This is a genomic window from Martinezella sp. CNPSo 3890, assembly GCF_057784455.1.
In genome coordinates, this window is the sequence record NZ_JBXSOR010000022.1 from 24916 (window position 1) to 41703 (window position 16788).

Here is a 16788-nt window from a genome sequence, read left to right on the forward strand (position 1 = left end):
TCGGCTCCGGATTTTGACGCAAGACGAAGGCCGGCAACGACGCCCAAGCGCCGCAGCCAGCCTCATATCGGTGAGATCAGATCGGCAGGATCAGAACTCTTCCCAGCCCTGCGCAGCGGCAGCCGGAGCAAGCGCTCCTCCGCCAAATGCAGTCGCGACCCTGTCGATCATGCGCCGGGCCGGCGAAGCAGCCGGGCGATGCGTCTCGGGGCGCGCTGGAACGGGAGCGGAAACATTGGCTGCGTCGACCTTGAAGCGCGAAACGAGGTGGACAAGCCCATCCGCCTCGGCTGCCAATCGATGGGTCGCGGCGGAAGTCTCCTCGACCATGGCGGCGTTGCGCTGTGTGACTTCGTCCATCTGGTTGACGGCGTTGTTGACCTCGGACAGGCCAGTAGCCTGCTCGCGCGCCGCCGTTGCGATCGAGTGTATGTGGTCGTTGATCTTGAGGACACGCGCTTCGATGGACGACAGCGCCTCGCCGGTCGCCTGCACAAGCTTGACGCCGATCTGCACCTCGCCACCGGACTTACCGATCAAGGCCTTGATATCCTTGGCAGCTGTTGCGGAGCGCTGCGCAAGCTCGCGTACTTCCTGGGCAACTACCGCGAAGCCCTTGCCTGCCTCGCCGGCACGTGCGGCCTCGACGCCCGCATTCAATGCCAGAAGATTGGTCTGGAAGGCGATATCGTCGATCACGCCGATGATCTGGCTGATCTCGCCCGATGCCTGCTCGATGCGTCCCATGGCGTCGATGGCATTGCGAACGACCGTGCCGGAACGGGCCGCATCGTCCTTGGCCTCGCTCACCATGACACTGGCTTCGCGCGCCCGCTCCGTGGAATTCTGCACGACGGAGGTGATCTGATCGAGCGCCGCCGAGGTCTCCTCCAGGGCGGCCGCCTGCTGTTCGGTGCGCTTGGAGAGGTCGTCGCTGGCGTGGCGGAGCTCGTTGGTGTTGGAGTTGATCGAACCAGTGGTCGCGCGTACCTCGCTCATGGTGCTCTTCAGCGTCGCAAGCGTCGTATTGACGTTCTGCTGCAGCTCGGCAAAGGCGCCCTGGAATTCGCCCTTCATCGCCTGGGTCAGATCTCCGTCAGCCAGGCTTGCAATGACGCGGCGGACCTCGCCGATTCCCGTGTCGACGCTGATCAGGAGCTCGTTGACGTTGCGCGCGAAGCGGTTGAGATTGACGTCACCGTAGTCCTTCTCGATGCGCTGGCTGAAATCGCCGGCTGCCGCGGCAGAAACTGCGAGAGACATGCTCGATTGAAGCTCGTCGCTCTTGGCGCGCATGGCTGTTTCTTCGGCATTCATGCGGCGCACGGCATTGCCGTTTTCCTTGAAGACGTCGACGGCCGCGGCCATCTCGCCGATTTCGTCCCGGCGGCCGGCAAACGGCACCTCGATATCGAACTGGCCGTTGGCGACATTCTTTATCGCATCCGTCACCTTGCGGATCGGGCGGCTCAGGTGGACGGTTCCGATATAGGCTCCGAGGCCGACGCCCGCCACGATACCGGCAATCATGATGCCGAGGACGACCCACAAGACGTTGCTATGAAAAGCTGCAATCTCGGCTTCGGCTTTCGCCAGCTCCGCCTTGTCGGTCTGGACGATCGCATCGATCTCGGCCTGGAAAGCCTTGCGGTTGGCGCGGTTCGCCTCGTTGTTGCCCTGCTTGCCGGCGGCGTCCGGGCCATCGGTCACGCCGAGCCTGGCCGTTTCCGTGCGAAAGACGCGGAACTCCTGGGCGCGGGCCTGCAGCTTGGTGAATTCGGGCTTCTGCGTCTCCGGCACCAGAGGCGCCCAGCTCGTCAGCACCTTGTCGATTTCGTCGAGATCGGCCATCAGCCCATCGGCAAAGGGTTTGGAATCCTTTGCCGCGGCAGCGGCATAGATGCCGCGCGCCTCCATGACCACTGCGGTCACGTAGCGATTCAGGCGCTCGCCCATGTAAGCGCGGCTCGCCGTCTGCTCATAGCTCTGTAATTTCTGGTCATATTGATGCAATGCATAGAGGGCAGTGGCGCCAATCAGAAGCGCCGCCCCGGCCATGACAGATACAAGCAGATTTATTTTGCCGCGAATTTTCACAATACCCCTCCGGCGCAGATCCCATCCCCCATAAATCGATGGGTTTTACGACATAGAGCTAGATATCGGCTAAAATCATTAACGTTATATTGAAGTATTTTAAATCTAAACGTACGGCATTCCTAACTATACTTTCCATATATTTTAGAATATCCTCAATCTATATTTAAAGTTGCGCACACATTCCGGCGAGCATTGCCGCCCAAGCACGTTGCCGCGGCCGATTGGCGCGAATTTGCCTGATTTCGAGGAATCTGCGCTCCTATAATTGACTTCCGGGGCCTTGATCCGTATAAGCCCGCGCACGTCCGGTCATGGAGCCTGCTTTTGCGGGCCAAGTCCGTTCGCCATAATCAACAACGCTCCTTGCTATTCAAAGCAAAGCTCAAGAAGGGCCGCACTCCGCGGTGTTTAAATAAATGAAGCGTACCTACCAACCATCCAAGCTTGTCCGCAAGCGTCGTCACGGCTTCCGTGCGCGTATGGCCACCAAGGGCGGCCGTGCGGTTCTTTCCGCTCGCCGTAACCGCGGCCGCAAGCGTCTTTCGGCCTAAGGGCCGAAGTGCCCGATAATCCAGGATGGCGGGCAAATTGACGAATGAACGACCCAAAAAGACTGTCGGGCGGCTGAAAAGCCGGCCGCAGTTTCTTGCAGTCCGCGAAGGCGAGAAGCGCAGAGGCAGCTTCTTTCTCATCGAAATGCTGGATCGCAAGACCGCCGACGCCGAACCCCGCGTCGGTTTTACCGTCACCAAAAAACATGGCAACGCGGTGGAGCGCAACCGCATGCGGCGCAGGCTGAAAGAAGCCGTGCGGCTTCACGCCGGATTTGCAATGCAGCCCGGACACGACTATGTGGTTGTCGCGCGACGCGAGGTGCTGACCGCGCCTTTCGAAAAACTGGCGAGCGAACTCGTAAGCCGCATCGAAACCAGGCCGAAACACCGGCGGTCGGAAAAGGACCGCTCCAGGAAAGTATGATGGAAAACAACCGCAATTACTTCATTGCAATTGCACTGTCTGTGCTGATTGTTCTCGGCTGGCAGTTTTTCTACATGAACCCGCGCCTTGAAGCGCAGCGTCAGGCCGAGCAAGCCGCCAAGCAGCACCAGCAGGCGCAGCAGGCCCAGACGACGCAGCCAGCTCCCGCGGGCACTGCGGTCAACGGTTCGCTGCCGGCGAATGGCCAGACGACCTCGGCGGTCCTCACCCGTGACCAGTCCGTCGAAAAGACCGCATCCGCGCGCATTGTCATCGATACGCCGGCCCTTGCCGGCTCCATCAACCTGGAAGGCGCTCGCCTCGACGATCTCCGTCTGAAGGCCTATCACGAGACGGTCGACAAGAGCAGCCCGATCATCACCCTGTTCAGCCCGGCCGACACCAAGGACGGCTATTTCACCGAACTCGGCTATGTTGGCAGCGATGCGACCGGCGCAGTCCCAGGCCCTTCGACCCTGTGGAAGCTCACGAGCGGCGACAAGCTGACCGACAAGACGCCGGTGACACTGTCCTACACCAATGACAAGGGCATCACCTTCAGCCGCACGATCTCCGTCGACGATCGCTATATGTTCACGATCACCGACAAGATCGCCAACGCCAGCCAGGCGCCGATTGCGCTGTCGAGCTATGGCCGCGTCACCCGCTACAACAAGCCCGAGACGCCTTCCGCCTACGTCCTGCATGAAGGCTTCATCGGCGTTATCGGCGATGACGGCCTGATCGAGACCAAATATGCGTCTACCGAAAAGGAAGCCACGACGCCCGCCAAGGCGACCGGCGGCTGGCTCGGCATGACGGACAAGTATTGGGCTGCAACCATCGTGCCGCCGCAGTCGACCGCTTATGACGCCCGCTTCTCGCACTTCGCGGATGGCACGCCGCGTTATCAGGCAGACTACAAGCAGGATGCGATCACGGTAGCCCCCGGCCAGTCGATTGACCTGAAGAACCTCGTCTTCGCCGGCGCCAAGGAAGTTCCGGTCATCGACCGCTATGAGACCAGCTATTCGATCCCGCGCTTCGACCGCCTGATCGACTGGGGTTGGTTCTATTTCATCACCAAGCCGATGTTCAAGCTGATGGATTTCTTCTTCCGCTACTTCGGCAATTTCGGCGTCGCCATCCTCTGCACGACCATCGTCGTCAAGGCGCTCTTCTTCCCGCTCGCCAGCCGGCAGTATGCCTCCATGGCGAACATGAAGCGCGTGCAGCCGAAGATGGAGGAGCTGAAGGCCAAATTCGGCGACGACCGCATGGCCCTGCAGCAGGCGACCATGCAGCTCTACAAGGAAGAGAAGATCAATCCGATCGCGGGTTGCTGGCCGGTGCTCTTGCAGATCCCGATCTTTTTCTCGCTCTACAAGGTGATCTACATCACCATCGAGATGCGCCATGCGCCGTTCTTCGGCTGGATCCAGGATCTTTCGGCTCCGGACCCGACCTCGATCGTCAACCTGTTCGGCCTGCTGCCGTTCGCGGCTCCGACCTTCCTGCATCTCGGCGTCTGGCCGCTGATCATGGGCGTCACCATGTTCCTGCAGATGCGCATGAACCCGACGCCTCCCGATCCGACCCAGGCGATGATCTTCAACTGGATGCCGCTGGTATTCATGTTCATGCTGGCAAGCTTCCCGGCCGGACTCGTGATCTACTGGGCCTGGAACAACACGCTCTCGGTCATCCAGCAGTCGATTATCATGAAGCGCCACGGCGTGAAGGTGGAGCTCTTCGACAATCTGAAGGGCCTCTTCAAACGAAAACCGGCACCATCGAAATGACGACAAAAGCCCTGCTTCGGTGGGGCTTTTCTTTATCCAGCGGCAGGTGCGATCGACGCCACCCCCAGCACCGATGCGCCGCCCATAATGGTCATCGCAATGCTGCGATCGAAGATAGCGCAACGATGGAAAGCCCGCCGAGAGCGGCCGTGACGGCGAGTGACGGCGTGATGCCGATGTTCTCCATCGCAAAGGCCAGAGCGAACGGGGCAAGAGCTGAAAGGATCAGCCGCGCCGCCATCATCTTCCCCTGAAGCTTCCCGTAGCCGTCACTGCCGAAAAGATGCAGAGGCAGCGTCCCGGTGACGATGCTGAGGAGGCCGTTGCCCATGCCGAAGATTATCGCGAAGGCCATTGCGCCGGGCACGGAGGGAGCCGAAAGCAGAAGCACCAGCAGCCCGCCCGGAATCAGCGTCGAAGCGATCACGGCCAGATGGAGTGCTGGCAGGTTCTTGCCGAACATCATATTGGTGAGGCGGCTGCCGACCTGCGATGGGCCGAAGAGCGTCCCTACGAGAACCGCGGTCGCACTAAGACCAAGGCCGGACAGCAGCGGCACCAGATGCACCAGAACGGCCGAACTGACCAGCGACATCAGCGAAAAACCCGTAACCATGATTGCAAAGCCAAGGCGACGGCGAGCAGGTGGCAACACACCCTCGACGCGAGGGGCTACGGTCGCTGCCTTCGACCCGTGCGTGGTTCCCTGACGCGACAACCAGGCGTGGATTGGCAGGCAGATACAGAGGTTGAGCACGGCGAAAGCCAAATAGACGTTCTGCCATGTGAGATGCGCATGAAGTGCCGTGGTCATCGGCCAGAAGATTGTCGAGGCGAATCCGCCGATCAGCGTCAGATAGGTAATACTGCGGGAGGCGACCTGCGGTCGGATTTGCACGAGCAGCGCAAAGGCCGCGCCATACTGGACCAGGTTGGCGGAAGCTTCGATCGCAACAAGTGCAGCGACATAGGCTGCCTTGTTGGGCGCAAAGGCACAGGCGGCCAGGGCGACAGCCGCCATGAGGGAGCCGATCGTCATCACCCGGGCGGCGCCGAGCCTGTCGAAAAGCACGCCGAGCCACGGTGCGGTGAGGCCGCCGATCAGAAGCGCGACCGACAGCGCACCGAAAACCCATTCACTCGACCACGCGAACTGCGCGACCATATCGGGCGCGAGGATGCTGAAGCTGTAGTAGAGAGTGCCGTACCCGATGATCTGCGTGATGCCGAGCGCAAGCACTGCAAGAAGAGGCACCCGTTCAGACAAGGCGTTTGCCGTCAGCATCGAGAACCTGTTCGCCATCTTCCTTGGCGAACGGGCCTTTATGCGTATCGGGCAGGATATCCAGGACGACTTCCGAAGGCCGGGCCAGACGCGTGCCCATGGGCGTGACGACGAACGGGCGGTTGATCAGGATCGGATCCTTCAACATGGCATCGAGCAACTGGGCATCGGTCAGGTCCGGATTGTCGAGGCCGAGTTCGGCATAGGGCGTGCCGTTTTGGCGGATCGCCTGCCGGACAGTCAAACCCGCATCGGCTATCATCTTGATGAGATCATCGCGACTTGGGGGATTGCTCAGATATTCGATGACGGTGGGCTCGATGCCGGCATTACGGATCATCGCCAGCGTGTTGCGCGAGGTGCCGCAGTCTGGATTGTGGTAGATCGTGACATCCATGGTCATGGGGCAAGTTCCGTTTCAGCGAGAGTTTGAGGATTGCGGGCTTCCATCAGCAGCCAGCTCGCGAGCAACACCGCCAGCAATGCGCCGAGGATTTCCGCGACGATGAAACCCGGCAGATCGACAGGACGGATGCCGGCGAAGGTGTTCGTCAGCGAGCGGGCGATTGCGACAGCCGGATTGGCGAAAGAGGTGGAAGCGGTGAACCAGTAGGCAGCCGTGATGTAGAGGCCGACCAGCCATGCCACGGCGTCGGCGCGAAACCGCAGGCCGGCGAGGATGACGAAGACAAGGCCGAAGGTGGCCGTCACCTCGGCCAGCCATTGCGCGCCGCCGCTGCGAATGGTGATCGAGGCCTGCAGCAACGGCAGTTCGAACATGGCATGCGCAAGGATCGTTCCGAAAATCCCGCCAAGGATCTGGGCGACGACATAGCCCAAAGCCGACATCGCGGTGAGTTCGCGCCGTATCGCAAAGACCAGCGATACGGCCGGGTTGAAGTGAGCGCCGGATATCGGCCCCAGGACGGTGATCAGCACGACGAGGATCGCACCCGTAGGCAGCGTATTGGTGAGCAGCGCAAGCGCCGTATCGGTCGTCAGCCTGTCCGCCATGATGCCCGAACCGACCACCGTCGTGACCAGAAGACCCGTGCCCAAGGCCTCAGAGACAAGACGGCGCGAAAGCGGAAAAGATGTCATGGTTTCAGGCCCGAGATCAGCATATTCATGGAACGTTTCTCGCAGCTGGTGCGCAGCAGGCAGCGACTTGCGTCGCCGGCGCGCAGACCTCCGGGTGCCCCGCGCAACAGTCCTCCATCAGGAAGCGGACGAGACCTCCGAGCACATGGTAGTTGGCGGTGTAGACGATAGAGCGGGATTCCCGTTGCTGGCCAATGAGGCCGGCCCGCTCCAGTTCCTTCAGATGGAATGAGACATTCGAGGGCGATACGCCGAGCTTCTCCGCAATCGCGCCCGCAGCCATGCCGTCAGGTCCAGCAACGACGAGCATGCGGACGATCTGCAGGCGGGTCTCCTGAGAGAGAGCGCCGAACGAAGCGAGGGCTTGACCTTCATCCATATTTCAATAATCCTTGAAATGTTGAAATATGGAGTACCTCAAATGAATGCGATCGACAAGACCCCAGCTTCGGATATCAGCATCGGCTTTCTGCTTGAGACCTTGGCCGCTTCCCACGATCTGCCCCTTGTATTCCGCTATAACGGACGGCCGGTGAGGCCAGGCTATCATGTCACAGAAGTCAAAGCCGGGCAGTTTTCGGCACTGGACTGCGGGGCCAATCCGGAAACATGGGCGGAGATTTTCGTGCAGCTTTGGGATATCGATGAAGGCAACCGCACGCATATGCCAGCGGGCAAATTCGCCGCTATCATCCGCAAAGTTTCCGAGCACGTCCAGCTCGACGGTTCCGCAAGGCTGACCTTTGAGGTAAGCGACGGGGTGCAGCCGATGCAGCTCTACTGCGCATCGACTCCCGCTATCGGTAACGGTGCGGTGCATGTCAACCTCATTCCCCGCGCAGCTAGCTGCAAGCCACGTGACCGGTGGCTGGTCGCTCAAGCGGCCGCTTGCTGTGGCCCAGCAAATGCCGTCACGTGTTGCGGTTAGCCATTACCGACTCTTTGAGGCGGCATCGAAGCCCGGCGGCACGAAGCCAAATGCCGATCCAAACTTGACTTTCGCGGATAAAACCTCGAAGCCAATCCACTCATTCAAGCAAAAGACTGAGTAAATGGCAGATCAGACGACAAAAGACGACAAGCCGCTTTTCGGGCGTCCGTGGATTTTCATCCGCGGCGTGCCGTCGATGAAATTTCTGCCGCCGGAAGGGCCGCCGGAAATTGCCTTTGCCGGCCGCTCCAATGTCGGCAAGTCGTCGCTGATCAATGCCCTGGTCGGGCATAAGGGCCTGGCGCGTACCTCGAATACGCCGGGGCGCACGCAGGAGCTCAACTATTTCGTTCCCGACGGCTTTTCCGGCGAGGGCGGCGATCTGCCGCCGATGGCTCTGGTCGATATGCCGGGCTACGGCTATGCCGAAGCGCCGAAGGATCAGGTCGACGCCTGGACGAAGCTAGTCTTCGACTATCTGCGCGGGCGCACGACGCTGAAGCGCGTCTATGTGCTGATCGACAGCCGCCACGGTATCAAGAAGAACGATGCGGAGGTCCTGGACCTTCTCGACAAAGCTGCCGTTTCCTATCAGATCGTGCTGACCAAGACCGACAAGATCAAGGAAGCAGGCATACCGAAGCTGCTAGCCGATACCGCTGAAAAAATCCGCAAGCGCCCCGCCGCTTATCCCGGCATCCTCGCCACCTCATCGGAAAAAGGCGCTGGCCTTCAGGAATTGCGCGAGGCCATTGGCCTGACGGTCGGCATCCAGGTCTGAAGACCGACCGGTCGAATGAGGCCGCCGCCCCCGACCCCGCATAAGGCGACGGCGACCGTGTTGCCGCTAAGGATTACATCTTCGGCAACAACACCTTGTCGACGACATGAATCACACCGTTCGACTGCTTGACGTCGGCGATGCGGATATGGGCAATGCCGCCGGCTTCGTCGGTCAACGTCAGCTTGCCGCCCTTGTCCACGGCCTTGATCGTGCAGCCGCCGACCGTCTTCAGATCGTATTCGCCGCCCTTGCTCATTGCCCATTTCTTGATGGCGGCGGCCATGTCATCACCGGCGACGACGTGGCAGGTCAGCACCTTGACCAGCTTCTCCTTGTTCTCAGGCCTCAGCAGGGTTTCGACCGTGCCTGCTGGCAGCTGCTTGAACGCTTCATTGGTCGGAGCAAAGACGGTGAATGGGCCTTTGCCTTCGAGGGTATCGACGAGGCCGGCCGCCTTGACGGCTGCGACCAGGGTCGTGTGATCCTTGGAATTGACGGCATTCTGGATGATGTTCTTGCTGGCATACATCGCAGCACCGCCCACCATCGGGTCCTTGGCATAGGCTAGGCTGCTTGCGGCCGACAGGATTGCGGCAGCGGCGGCAATGCGAAACACAGTCTTGATCATAACGTACCTCTTCCTCTCTGGTGCCCCGATCAGGCGGGGTCGGAAGAAGATACGGAGCATGCTGTCAGAGAGTTTCAGCCGCGATCGTTTTTCGGGAGGCGAAATTCCTCAGGGCAAATGGATCGTGCCGGAAGCAACCACATCGCCCGTTGGTTTGCCGGTCGGCGAGCCGCCAAAGGGCTCGACACTGACGGCGATGATGGCGCCTTCAGTCAATTTGGCGTGAAGCTCCGGCGACAAGACGATTTCGCCATCGCCGGTCGGTGGCAGTATGCCCAGCGCCTCGGCGGGATCGCTGCCGCGAATCAGCCAGAGCTCCAGCGATTTCTCCTCGGGTTTGCCGGCGGCGACCGGCGTAATTTTCAGGCGCCCATTGGCGACGTCGTAATTGGCGAGGAGATTGAAGGGACTGTTCTGGCCGGAAAGGGATGCGGTGAGCTGCTTGCCCGGGCTCGTGCGCAAGCCGCCTTCATTCGTGATGGCGAAGACGAGTACGCCGGCCGCCAAGAACAGCGAGCCGAAGGCGACCGAGCGCCACAGCATCAGCGAATTCCAGAGATGGGCGCCGAACGCCGCTTCGCCGAAAATCCGCTTTTCGATCTTCGGAAATACGGCGGCCGCAGGCGTCACCGCCTCATATTCCTCGTTGAATTCCGAGAGATTCTGCTCCCAGCGGCTGACGATTGCGGCGAACTGCCGGTCGCTGCGCATGCGGCGCTCGACCTTCTGCCGGTCTTCCAGGGAAAGCACGCCAAGCACATATTCTCCGGCCAGGACTTCATCGCGGGAGCGGCCTCCCTTGCTTTGATCGGGCGTACTCATCGGTCCATGCACTCTCTCAGTCTGATTAGGCTTCGGCGCAGCCAGGTGCGCATAGTATTCAATGGCACAGCGTGTTGGTCGGCGAGCTGCTGGTAGCTCAAGCCCTCGACATAGGCGCTGCGAACAGCCCGCGCACGATCAGCTTCCAACTCTTCCATGCACCTGTCAATCCGCCTTCCCTCTCCCTTCACGATTGCTTGCTCTTCGGGGCCGGGTTCCAGGTCGGCGAGATCGTAAGCGCTGTCTATTTCGTCAGCTACGGGCTTGCGGGCACGGACGAAATCGATGGCGCGATTGCGCGCGATCGTCATCAGCCAGGCCATTGCCGGCCCTTCCGCAACAGCAAATTGCTCGGCCCGCTGCCAGACCTTGATATAGACCTCCTGCAAAACCTCTTCAGCATCCGCCTTGTTGCCAACGATGCGCAGGCAAACACCGAGAAGTTTCGGGCTGGTACGCTTGTAGAGTACGGCAAAGGCTTTCTGGTCGCGCATGGCAATGCGGCCGATTAGCGCTTCCGTCTCCTCGCTCGCCATCCAAATCCCCGGGGTACAAACGCCTGCACCATCTTTAGAAGAAAACTCCGCTTCGGCAAACGCATCCGCACCATCAATTTCGGCGACGCTAATGTGACATAGCGTCAACGAAAGTGCAGTGCGATCTTTCAGATGCACTTTTCGCGCTGTAGGTCTTTGATTTTTCGCATATCGTTGTCGCAAAACCGCTGAACACCTTTGCGCGACATGCTTTAATCCCGAGATCATTATTCCCTCTGTCAAAAACTTGAGATAAAAGGCCGCGATCAATTTCGAAGGGTGCACCATGTCCGAAGCCCAAAGCGAACTCCAAGCCAACCTGCTCGCACAGGCGTTGCCCTATATGCAGCGTTACGAAAACAAGACCATCGTCGTGAAATATGGTGGTCATGCCATGGGCAATGTCGAACTTGGCAAGGCCTTTGCGGCCGATATCGCGCTCCTGAAGCAGTCCGGCGTCAATCCGATCGTCGTCCATGGCGGCGGCCCGCAGATCGGTGCCATGCTGACAAAGATGGGAATCGAATCGAAGTTCGAAGGCGGGCTGCGCGTCACCGACCAGAAGACGGTCGAGATCGTCGAAATGGTGCTCGCCGGCTCGATCAACAAGGAAATCGTCGCGCTGATCAACCAAACCGGCGAATGGGCGATCGGCCTTTGCGGCAAGGACGGTAACATGGTCTTCGCCGAAAAGGCGCGCAAGACCATCAAGGACCCCGATTCCAACATCGAACGCGTACTCGATCTCGGTTTCGTCGGCGAAGTGGTCGAAGTCGATCGCACGCTGCTCGATCTGCTTGCCAAGTCCGAGATGATTCCGGTCATTGCCCCGGTCGCCCCCGGCCGCGACGGCGCGACCTATAACATCAACGCCGATACCTTTGCCGGCGCGATCGCCGGTGCGCTCAGTGCCACGCGCCTGCTTTTCCTCACGGATGTTCCCGGCGTCCTCGACAAGCAGGGCCAGCTCATCAAGGAATTGTCCGTCGCCCAGGCCCATGCGCTGATTGCCGACGGCACGATTTCCGGCGGCATGATTCCGAAGGTCGAAACCTGCATCGACGCCATCAAGGCCGGTGTTCAGGGCGTCGTTATCCTCAACGGCAAGACGGCCCATTCCGTGCTGCTCGAGATCTTCACCGAGCGCGGTGCGGGCACGTTGATCGTTCCCTGATAGGGCACACTCATTGAGAAAATTCAGGCGCTCTGCAAACGAGATTGCGAAGCGCCGAGGGGCTCGTCAGGACGGCCGATAGATCGCTTCAGCCTCGCTTTTCAGCATTCCCATGACCGAACGATAGGGAGCCGGCCCATAGCTGATGCGGCTGACACCCAGTCTTGCCATGGTCTCATTGTCCGGCGTGGTCGGCCGCACCATGATGTTAACAGGCAAAGGCGAGCGTTCGCAGAGGGCGCCGATCAGATCCGGTTCGACCAGGCCCGGCGCGAAGAAACCGCTGGCACCGGCCTCGGCAAAAGCATCGGCGCGCTGAAAGGCATCGTCCAGCAGCAGCTGATGATGCGCCGTATCGCTTTCCTGCAGGAAAAGATCGGTACGAGCGTTGATGAACAAGGGCATTTCCCGGCGATCGGCCATCTCGCGGATGGCGCGGATGCGTGCTGCCTGCGTTTCGATAGGATGAACACCCTGGCCGCCGATCACCTGATCTTCGAAATTGATGCCGATGGCGCCGTGATCCATGATCTTTTCGACATTGGCGGCGACTTCCTCAGGCTCGACGGCATAACCGCCCTCGAAATCGACCGACAGAGGCAACGGGCTCGTCACCGAAATCAGCCTGGCGGTCACCGCCAGCAGCGATAGCGGGATTGCCTGGCCGTCCCCGAAACCATTGGCAGCGGCGACCGACCAACTCCCCGTTGCCAGCGCCTTGGCGCCCGCCTCCGTGACCGCCTTGGCAGAACCCGCATCCCAAATATTGAAAAGGATCAGCGGCTCACCCTTCTTGTGCAGCCGCGCGAATTCCTGCGCCTTTTCCACCTGACTCATCGCATCCCCTCCGAAAAGCCCGGCCGGGTGATTTCTCCTCCGCGACCCAAAAGAGCGTAAGCTCTCCCTCACATGGCAAATAGAGTAAAACCCCGGAAATCAATGGTAAAATCATAGCCGGCATTAGATCGCACGGCAATCTCCCCAAAATGGCTGAGATGCGGCAGCATGAATATTTCCCTTCCCCCGTCCGGAGCGGGCGTGCCATAAGACAGGCATGAGCCAGACAAAAACGCTATCCGAGCCAGCCGATTTCTCCCACATCCGTGATTGGGTATTCGATCTCGACAACACGCTCTATCCGCATCATGTCGATCTCTTCGCGCAGATCGATAAGAACATGACGGCTTACGTCTCCGCCCTTCTGCACATGGAGCGCGAAGAGGCCCGCAAGCTGCAAAAGCAATATTATCTCGATCACGGCACGACGCTGCAGGGTTTGATGATCCATCACGGCATCGACCCCAACGACTTCCTGGAGAAAGCGCACGCGATCGACTATTCGGCGCTGACGCCGCAGCCGGAGCTCGCCGCCGCCATCAAGGCACTGCCGGGACGCAAGTTCATCTTCACCAATGGCAGCGTCAAACACGCCCAGGCAACGGCCGGCGCACTCGGCATCCTCGATGGCTTCGACGATATTTTCGATATCGTCGCGGCCGACTACGTGCCAAAACCCGCCGGCAGCACCTATGACAAGTTCATGAGCCTTCATCGGGTGGATACGAAGAAGGCGGTCATGTTCGAGGACCTGCCGCGCAATCTCACGGTACCCAAAGCGCTCGGCATGAAGACGGTACTTCTTGTACCGCAAAATCTCGAGACGACGGTCGTCGAATGGTGGGAACGGACCACCGGCGAAGACGACCACATCGACTACGTGACCGACGACCTCACTACCTTTCTGAAAGCGCTGGTTTAACTGTTCATTAGGACGTGGTTACCAAAGTTTCATGCGCCTTACAGAGGTTTAATTGGTCGTTTTCGACCGCCAACCGTATCGTTTGATCATTCCTCGACACGAAAGGAAAAACGATGAACGGGAAAAAACTTCTTCTGGCCGGACTTTCCGCAACCCTGCTTCTCGGCGGTGCTGCACAGGTGGCGCTCGCCGCTTCGCATGATGGCGACCGTGGGGGCAGGCATCATCACGGCCGCTGGCACAGACCGCATATTTCGCCCGAAGTCCTTTACGTGCGCATGCTGAAGGAATTCGGCAATCCCGGTGACACGAAGCTCACCAAGGATGAGGTCAAGGCTGGCGTCGACAAGATCTTCGACCAGATCGACGTCAACCACGACGGTGAGATCACCCCCGGCGAATATCGCGCCTACCGCCAGGAGCAGATGAAGCAGTGGCGAGCCGAGCATGCCAAAGCCGATGATAATCAGGCTCAAAATGGCCAGGCTTCGGGCGGCGATCAGTCCCCGGGTAATCAGACCCAAGACAATCAGGCGCAGAGCAATCAGGCTCCGGCCGACCAGTCCAAGAGCGATCAGGCTCAAAACGACAATGACAACGACAAGGGTGGCGAAGCCCATCGCCATCACAGACCGCATGGCCGCTTCATGCACGAAGCTATGGTCTTCCGCTTTGCCGATACCGATCAAAGCGGCCAGATCAGCAAGAAGGAGGCCGAAGACGCCATGAACAAGCTCTTCGACCGGCTGGATCGCAATCATGATGGCGTCGTCAACCTTGACGACATGCCGGGCCGCCCGCTGCTCTAAGCCGATCGCTCCGGCAACAAACCCATGAACAAAGGCCCGCCCTCGCCCAAGCGACGGCGGGCCTTTCGTTATCAGTGCCCGTTGTCGTGGTGGCCGTTGTCGTGCTCGTAGAAATCGGCGACGATCTTCCAGGCCTCGTCGGCGGTATCGACGAAGCTGATGAGGTTCACATCGTCTGGCGCGATGGTGCCGAACTCCGCCAGCGCATCGAAATTGATGATGCTGCGCCAGAACTTTTCACCGAAGAGAATGAGCGGCAGGCGCTCCATGCGGCCGGTCTGGATGAGCGTCAGGCATTCGAACAGTTCGTCGAGCGTGCCGAAGCCGCCCGGGAACACCGCGATCGCCTTGGCTCGCACCATGAAGTGCATCTTGCGGATCGCGAAATAATGGAAGTTGAAGCTGAGCTCCGGCGTCACATAGGCGTTCGGCGCCTGCTCGTGCGGCAGCACGATGTTGAGGCCAATCGAGGGCGCGCCTTCTTCTGCCGCGCCGCGATTGCCTGCTTCCATGACGCCTGGACCGCCGCCGGTGACGACGACATATTCGTGGTAATCGAAGCCGGCGGAATAACGGGAGCAGAGTCGGGCGAACTTGCGCGCCTCCTCGTAATAGACCGATGCGGCTTCGAGATTGGCGCGCTGCACGTCATTGCGGGCAGCCCAGGCATTGGTGCCGGGGGCGGGAATACGTGCGCCGCCGAACATCACGACAGTCGACTTGATGCCGCGCTCGGTCAGCGACATTTCGGTCTTCAGCAATTCCAGCTGCAGGCGGATGGGCCGCAATTCCTCGCGGCAGAGGAAATCCTCATCGGCATAGGCAAGCCGGTAGGAAGGCGACATCGACTGCGGCGTGCGCGGCACCGACTCGGCCCGCTGCTTGTCCGCCGAGCTCGTCTTCAACGGGTCCCAAACCCCGTCCTTGCGCCTCAGCCTGCCATTCTTCGCCTTGCTCATCTATTCATGCCTTTCAAATCGATCATGACGGGCAGTTTCCGTCCGCGAACGGAAATAGCCAAGCTCTTGCATATGCCCCTACAACGCCTTGAATCCAAGCTCAATCGGCGCGGAAAAGACATTCCATTTTCGGCATGCATGCTATAGGACCAATCGACCGCATCCGGAGCTTTATCCGGAAATCACGATAGGCCCTGACGTTGTAAGGAATTCCCATGAGCGCTACCGATCTCGCCTCCCTCGAAAAGTCCATCGAGGCTGCCTTCGACAATCGCGACAATGTGAACACGTCGACGCGCGGCGAAGTCCGCGATGCCGTCGAAACGGCGCTCAATCTCCTCGATAGCGGCAAGGTTCGCGTGGCCGAACGTGGTGCCGATGGCAACTGGATCGTCAACCAGTGGCTCAAGAAAGCGGTTCTGCTCTCCTTCCGCCTCAACGACATGAAGATTGTCGAAGGTGGCTCCGGCGGCGCCACCTGGTGGGACAAGGTTCCCTCGAAGTTCGAAGGCTGGGGTGAAAACCGCTTCCGCGAAGCCGGCTTCCGCGCCGTGCCGAACGCCGTCGTGCGTCACTCCGCCTATATTGCCCCCAACGCCATCCTGATGCCGTCCTTCGTCAATCTCGGCGCCTATGTCGGCGAAGGCACCATGGTCGATACCTGGGCAACCGTCGGCTCCTGCGCCCAGATCGGCAAGCATGTGCATCTTTCCGGCGGCGTCGGCATCGGCGGCGTGCTGGAGCCGATGCAGGCCGGCCCGACCATCATCGAAGACAATTGCTTCATCGGCGCCCGCTCCGAAGTCGTCGAAGGCTGCATTATCCGCGAAGGCTCCGTGCTTGGCATGGGCGTGTTCATCGGCAAGTCCACCAAGATCGTCGATCGCGCCACCGGCGAGATCACCTATGGCGAAGTTCCGCCATATTCGGTCGTCGTCGCCGGCTCTCTGCCGAGCGGCAACACCATGGCAAACGGCCAGCCGGCCCCGAGCCTCTATTGCGCCGTCATCGTCAAGCGCGTCGATGAAAAGACCCGCTCGAAGACCGGCATCAACGAGCTGCTGCGCGACTAATCTCGCAAAATTTCGGAAGCGCGGTTGCTATATCGCGCTTCCCTCAT

19 protein-coding genes are annotated in these 16788 nt (G+C 60.0%); 9 read left to right on the forward strand and 10 right to left on the reverse strand.

The features are described from left to right. Positions 1-90: 90 nt before the first annotated feature. Positions 91-2097 (reverse strand): HAMP domain-containing methyl-accepting chemotaxis protein, encoded by a 2007-nt coding sequence (locus AC13RC_RS30775; protein WP_113330023.1) that lies wholly within the window; start codon positions 2095-2097, stop codon positions 91-93. Between the two features lie 419 nt (positions 2098-2516). Between AC13RC_RS30775 and rpmH the strand changes: the two genes are divergently transcribed. Genes rpmH through yidC form a run of 3 tightly spaced genes read left to right on the forward strand, consistent with a single transcriptional unit; the run spans position 2517 to position 4880 of the window. Next, on the forward strand, positions 2517-2651 hold the full coding sequence (gene rpmH / locus AC13RC_RS30780) for a 50S ribosomal protein L34 (protein WP_041677194.1): 135 nt from the start codon (positions 2517-2519) through the stop codon (positions 2649-2651). A 25-nt stretch (positions 2652-2676) separates the two neighbouring features. Beyond that, on the forward strand, positions 2677-3078 hold the full coding sequence (gene rnpA, locus AC13RC_RS30785; protein ID WP_015338668.1) for a ribonuclease P protein component: 402 nt from the start codon (positions 2677-2679) through the stop codon (positions 3076-3078). Then, positions 3078-4880, forward strand: a complete 1803-nt coding sequence (gene yidC, locus AC13RC_RS30790) for a membrane protein insertase YidC (RefSeq protein ID WP_488559516.1) — start codon at positions 3078-3080, stop codon at positions 4878-4880. Before rnpA ends, yidC begins: the two co-directional genes overlap by 1 nt. A gap of 91 nt (positions 4881-4971) precedes the next feature. Here yidC and arsK read toward each other — a convergent pair whose 3' ends face one another. The 4 genes from arsK to AC13RC_RS30810 are packed head-to-tail and all read right to left on the reverse strand — an operon-like array spanning position 4972 to position 7645. Next, positions 4972-6183: an arsenite efflux MFS transporter ArsK gene (arsK, locus tag AC13RC_RS30795; protein ID WP_488559499.1), complete on the reverse strand. Its 1212-nt coding sequence runs from the start codon at positions 6181-6183 to the stop codon at positions 4972-4974. Next, entirely contained in the window at positions 6140-6568 is a 429-nt protein-coding gene (gene arsC / locus AC13RC_RS30800; RefSeq protein ID WP_113330021.1) for an arsenate reductase (glutaredoxin), read from the reverse strand. The genes arsK and arsC overlap by 44 nt, the downstream gene beginning before the upstream one ends. Then, positions 6565-7266 carry an aquaporin gene (locus AC13RC_RS30805; RefSeq protein ID WP_488559500.1) on the reverse strand — a complete coding sequence of 234 codons (702 nt, stop codon included), beginning with the start codon at positions 7264-7266 and terminating at the stop codon, positions 6565-6567. The genes arsC and AC13RC_RS30805 overlap by 4 nt, the downstream gene beginning before the upstream one ends. A 25-nt stretch (positions 7267-7291) precedes the next feature. After that, entirely contained in the window at positions 7292-7645 is a 354-nt protein-coding gene (locus AC13RC_RS30810) for an ArsR/SmtB family transcription factor (protein ID WP_488559501.1), read from the reverse strand. A gap of 42 nt (positions 7646-7687) precedes the next feature. On the opposite strand from AC13RC_RS30810, the gene AC13RC_RS30815 reads away from it, so the two are divergent. After that, positions 7688-8194 (forward strand): DUF6428 family protein, encoded by a 507-nt coding sequence (locus tag AC13RC_RS30815; RefSeq protein ID WP_145322759.1) that lies wholly within the window; start codon positions 7688-7690, stop codon positions 8192-8194. A 124-nt stretch (positions 8195-8318) separates the two neighbouring features. After that, the gene (gene yihA, locus AC13RC_RS30820) at positions 8319-8978 is read left to right on the forward strand and encodes a ribosome biogenesis GTP-binding protein YihA/YsxC (protein ID WP_113231905.1); all 660 of its coding nucleotides are present in this window, start codon (positions 8319-8321) and stop codon (positions 8976-8978) included. Positions 8979-9051: 73 nt separating this feature from the next. Here the strand turns inward: yihA and AC13RC_RS30825 are convergent, their stop codons facing one another. The 3 genes from AC13RC_RS30825 to AC13RC_RS30835 form a co-directional block, all read right to left on the reverse strand. Beyond that, the gene (locus tag AC13RC_RS30825) at positions 9052-9609 is read right to left on the reverse strand and encodes a fasciclin domain-containing protein (RefSeq protein WP_488559502.1); all 558 of its coding nucleotides are present in this window, start codon (positions 9607-9609) and stop codon (positions 9052-9054) included. A 108-nt stretch (positions 9610-9717) separates the two neighbouring features. Continuing rightward, positions 9718-10431, reverse strand: coding sequence for an anti-sigma factor (locus tag AC13RC_RS30830; RefSeq protein WP_092715039.1), 714 nt, complete (start codon positions 10429-10431; stop codon positions 9718-9720). Further along, positions 10428-10967 carry a sigma-70 family RNA polymerase sigma factor gene (locus AC13RC_RS30835; protein WP_488559517.1) on the reverse strand — a complete coding sequence of 180 codons (540 nt, stop codon included), beginning with the start codon at positions 10965-10967 and terminating at the stop codon, positions 10428-10430. Before AC13RC_RS30835 ends, AC13RC_RS30830 begins: the two co-directional genes overlap by 4 nt. Positions 10968-11253: 286 nt before the next feature. Between AC13RC_RS30835 and argB the strand changes: the two genes are divergently transcribed. After that, the gene (gene argB, locus AC13RC_RS30840; RefSeq protein ID WP_015338657.1) at positions 11254-12141 is read left to right on the forward strand and encodes an acetylglutamate kinase; all 888 of its coding nucleotides are present in this window, start codon (positions 11254-11256) and stop codon (positions 12139-12141) included. A 66-nt stretch (positions 12142-12207) separates the two neighbouring features. Here the strand turns inward: argB and AC13RC_RS30845 are convergent, their stop codons facing one another. Continuing rightward, positions 12208-12978 carry an isocitrate lyase/PEP mutase family protein gene (locus AC13RC_RS30845; protein ID WP_095433830.1) on the reverse strand — a complete coding sequence of 257 codons (771 nt, stop codon included), beginning with the start codon at positions 12976-12978 and terminating at the stop codon, positions 12208-12210. Between the two features lie 217 nt (positions 12979-13195). Here AC13RC_RS30845 and AC13RC_RS30850 point away from each other — a divergent pair, with 217 nt between their 5' ends. Both AC13RC_RS30850 and AC13RC_RS30855 read left to right on the forward strand, forming a co-directional pair. Continuing rightward, positions 13196-13900, forward strand: a complete 705-nt coding sequence (locus tag AC13RC_RS30850; protein WP_145322304.1) for a pyrimidine 5'-nucleotidase — start codon at positions 13196-13198, stop codon at positions 13898-13900. Between the two features lie 113 nt (positions 13901-14013). After that, positions 14014-14709: an EF-hand domain-containing protein gene (locus AC13RC_RS30855; RefSeq protein ID WP_145322302.1), complete on the forward strand. Its 696-nt coding sequence runs from the start codon at positions 14014-14016 to the stop codon at positions 14707-14709. Positions 14710-14780: 71 nt separating this feature from the next. Here the strand turns inward: AC13RC_RS30855 and AC13RC_RS30860 are convergent, their stop codons facing one another. Then, entirely contained in the window at positions 14781-15668 is an 888-nt protein-coding gene (locus AC13RC_RS30860) for an LOG family protein (protein ID WP_145322300.1), read from the reverse strand. 215 nt (positions 15669-15883) lie between these two features. Here AC13RC_RS30860 and dapD point away from each other — a divergent pair, with 215 nt between their 5' ends. After that, positions 15884-16741, forward strand: coding sequence for a 2,3,4,5-tetrahydropyridine-2,6-dicarboxylate N-succinyltransferase (gene dapD, locus AC13RC_RS30865; protein ID WP_145633480.1), 858 nt, complete (start codon positions 15884-15886; stop codon positions 16739-16741). Positions 16742-16788: the final 47 nt, after the last annotated feature.

Bases quoted from the DNA above. Each gene is read 5' to 3' on its own strand.
- rpmH (WP_041677194.1), top strand. From the start codon at position 2,517: ATGAAGCGTACCTACCAACCATCCAAGCTTGTCCGCAAGCGTCGTCAC.
- rnpA (WP_015338668.1), top strand. From the start codon at position 2,677: ATGGCGGGCAAATTGACGAATGAACGACCCAAAAAGACTGTCGGGCGG.
- yidC (WP_488559516.1), top strand. From the start codon at position 3,078: ATGGAAAACAACCGCAATTACTTCATTGCAATTGCACTGTCTGTGCTG.
- arsK (WP_488559499.1), bottom strand. From the start codon at position 6,183: ATGGCGAACAGGTTCTCGATGCTGACGGCAAACGCCTTGTCTGAACGG.
- arsC (WP_113330021.1), bottom strand. From the start codon at position 6,568: ATGACCATGGATGTCACGATCTACCACAATCCAGACTGCGGCACCTCG.
- AC13RC_RS30805 (WP_488559500.1), bottom strand. From the start codon at position 7,266: ATGACATCTTTTCCGCTTTCGCGCCGTCTTGTCTCTGAGGCCTTGGGC.
- AC13RC_RS30810 (WP_488559501.1), bottom strand. From the start codon at position 7,645: ATGGATGAAGGTCAAGCCCTCGCTTCGTTCGGCGCTCTCTCTCAGGAG.
- AC13RC_RS30815 (WP_145322759.1), top strand. From the start codon at position 7,688: ATGAATGCGATCGACAAGACCCCAGCTTCGGATATCAGCATCGGCTTT.
- yihA (WP_113231905.1), top strand. From the start codon at position 8,319: ATGGCAGATCAGACGACAAAAGACGACAAGCCGCTTTTCGGGCGTCCG.
- AC13RC_RS30825 (WP_488559502.1), bottom strand. From the start codon at position 9,609: ATGATCAAGACTGTGTTTCGCATTGCCGCCGCTGCCGCAATCCTGTCG.
- AC13RC_RS30830 (WP_092715039.1), bottom strand. From the start codon at position 10,431: ATGAGTACGCCCGATCAAAGCAAGGGAGGCCGCTCCCGCGATGAAGTC.
- AC13RC_RS30835 (WP_488559517.1), bottom strand. From the start codon at position 10,967: ATGGCGAGCGAGGAGACGGAAGCGCTAATCGGCCGCATTGCCATGCGC.
- argB (WP_015338657.1), top strand. From the start codon at position 11,254: ATGTCCGAAGCCCAAAGCGAACTCCAAGCCAACCTGCTCGCACAGGCG.
- AC13RC_RS30845 (WP_095433830.1), bottom strand. From the start codon at position 12,978: ATGAGTCAGGTGGAAAAGGCGCAGGAATTCGCGCGGCTGCACAAGAAG.
- AC13RC_RS30850 (WP_145322304.1), top strand. From the start codon at position 13,196: ATGAGCCAGACAAAAACGCTATCCGAGCCAGCCGATTTCTCCCACATC.
- AC13RC_RS30855 (WP_145322302.1), top strand. From the start codon at position 14,014: ATGAACGGGAAAAAACTTCTTCTGGCCGGACTTTCCGCAACCCTGCTT.
- AC13RC_RS30860 (WP_145322300.1), bottom strand. From the start codon at position 15,668: ATGAGCAAGGCGAAGAATGGCAGGCTGAGGCGCAAGGACGGGGTTTGG.
- dapD (WP_145633480.1), top strand. From the start codon at position 15,884: ATGAGCGCTACCGATCTCGCCTCCCTCGAAAAGTCCATCGAGGCTGCC.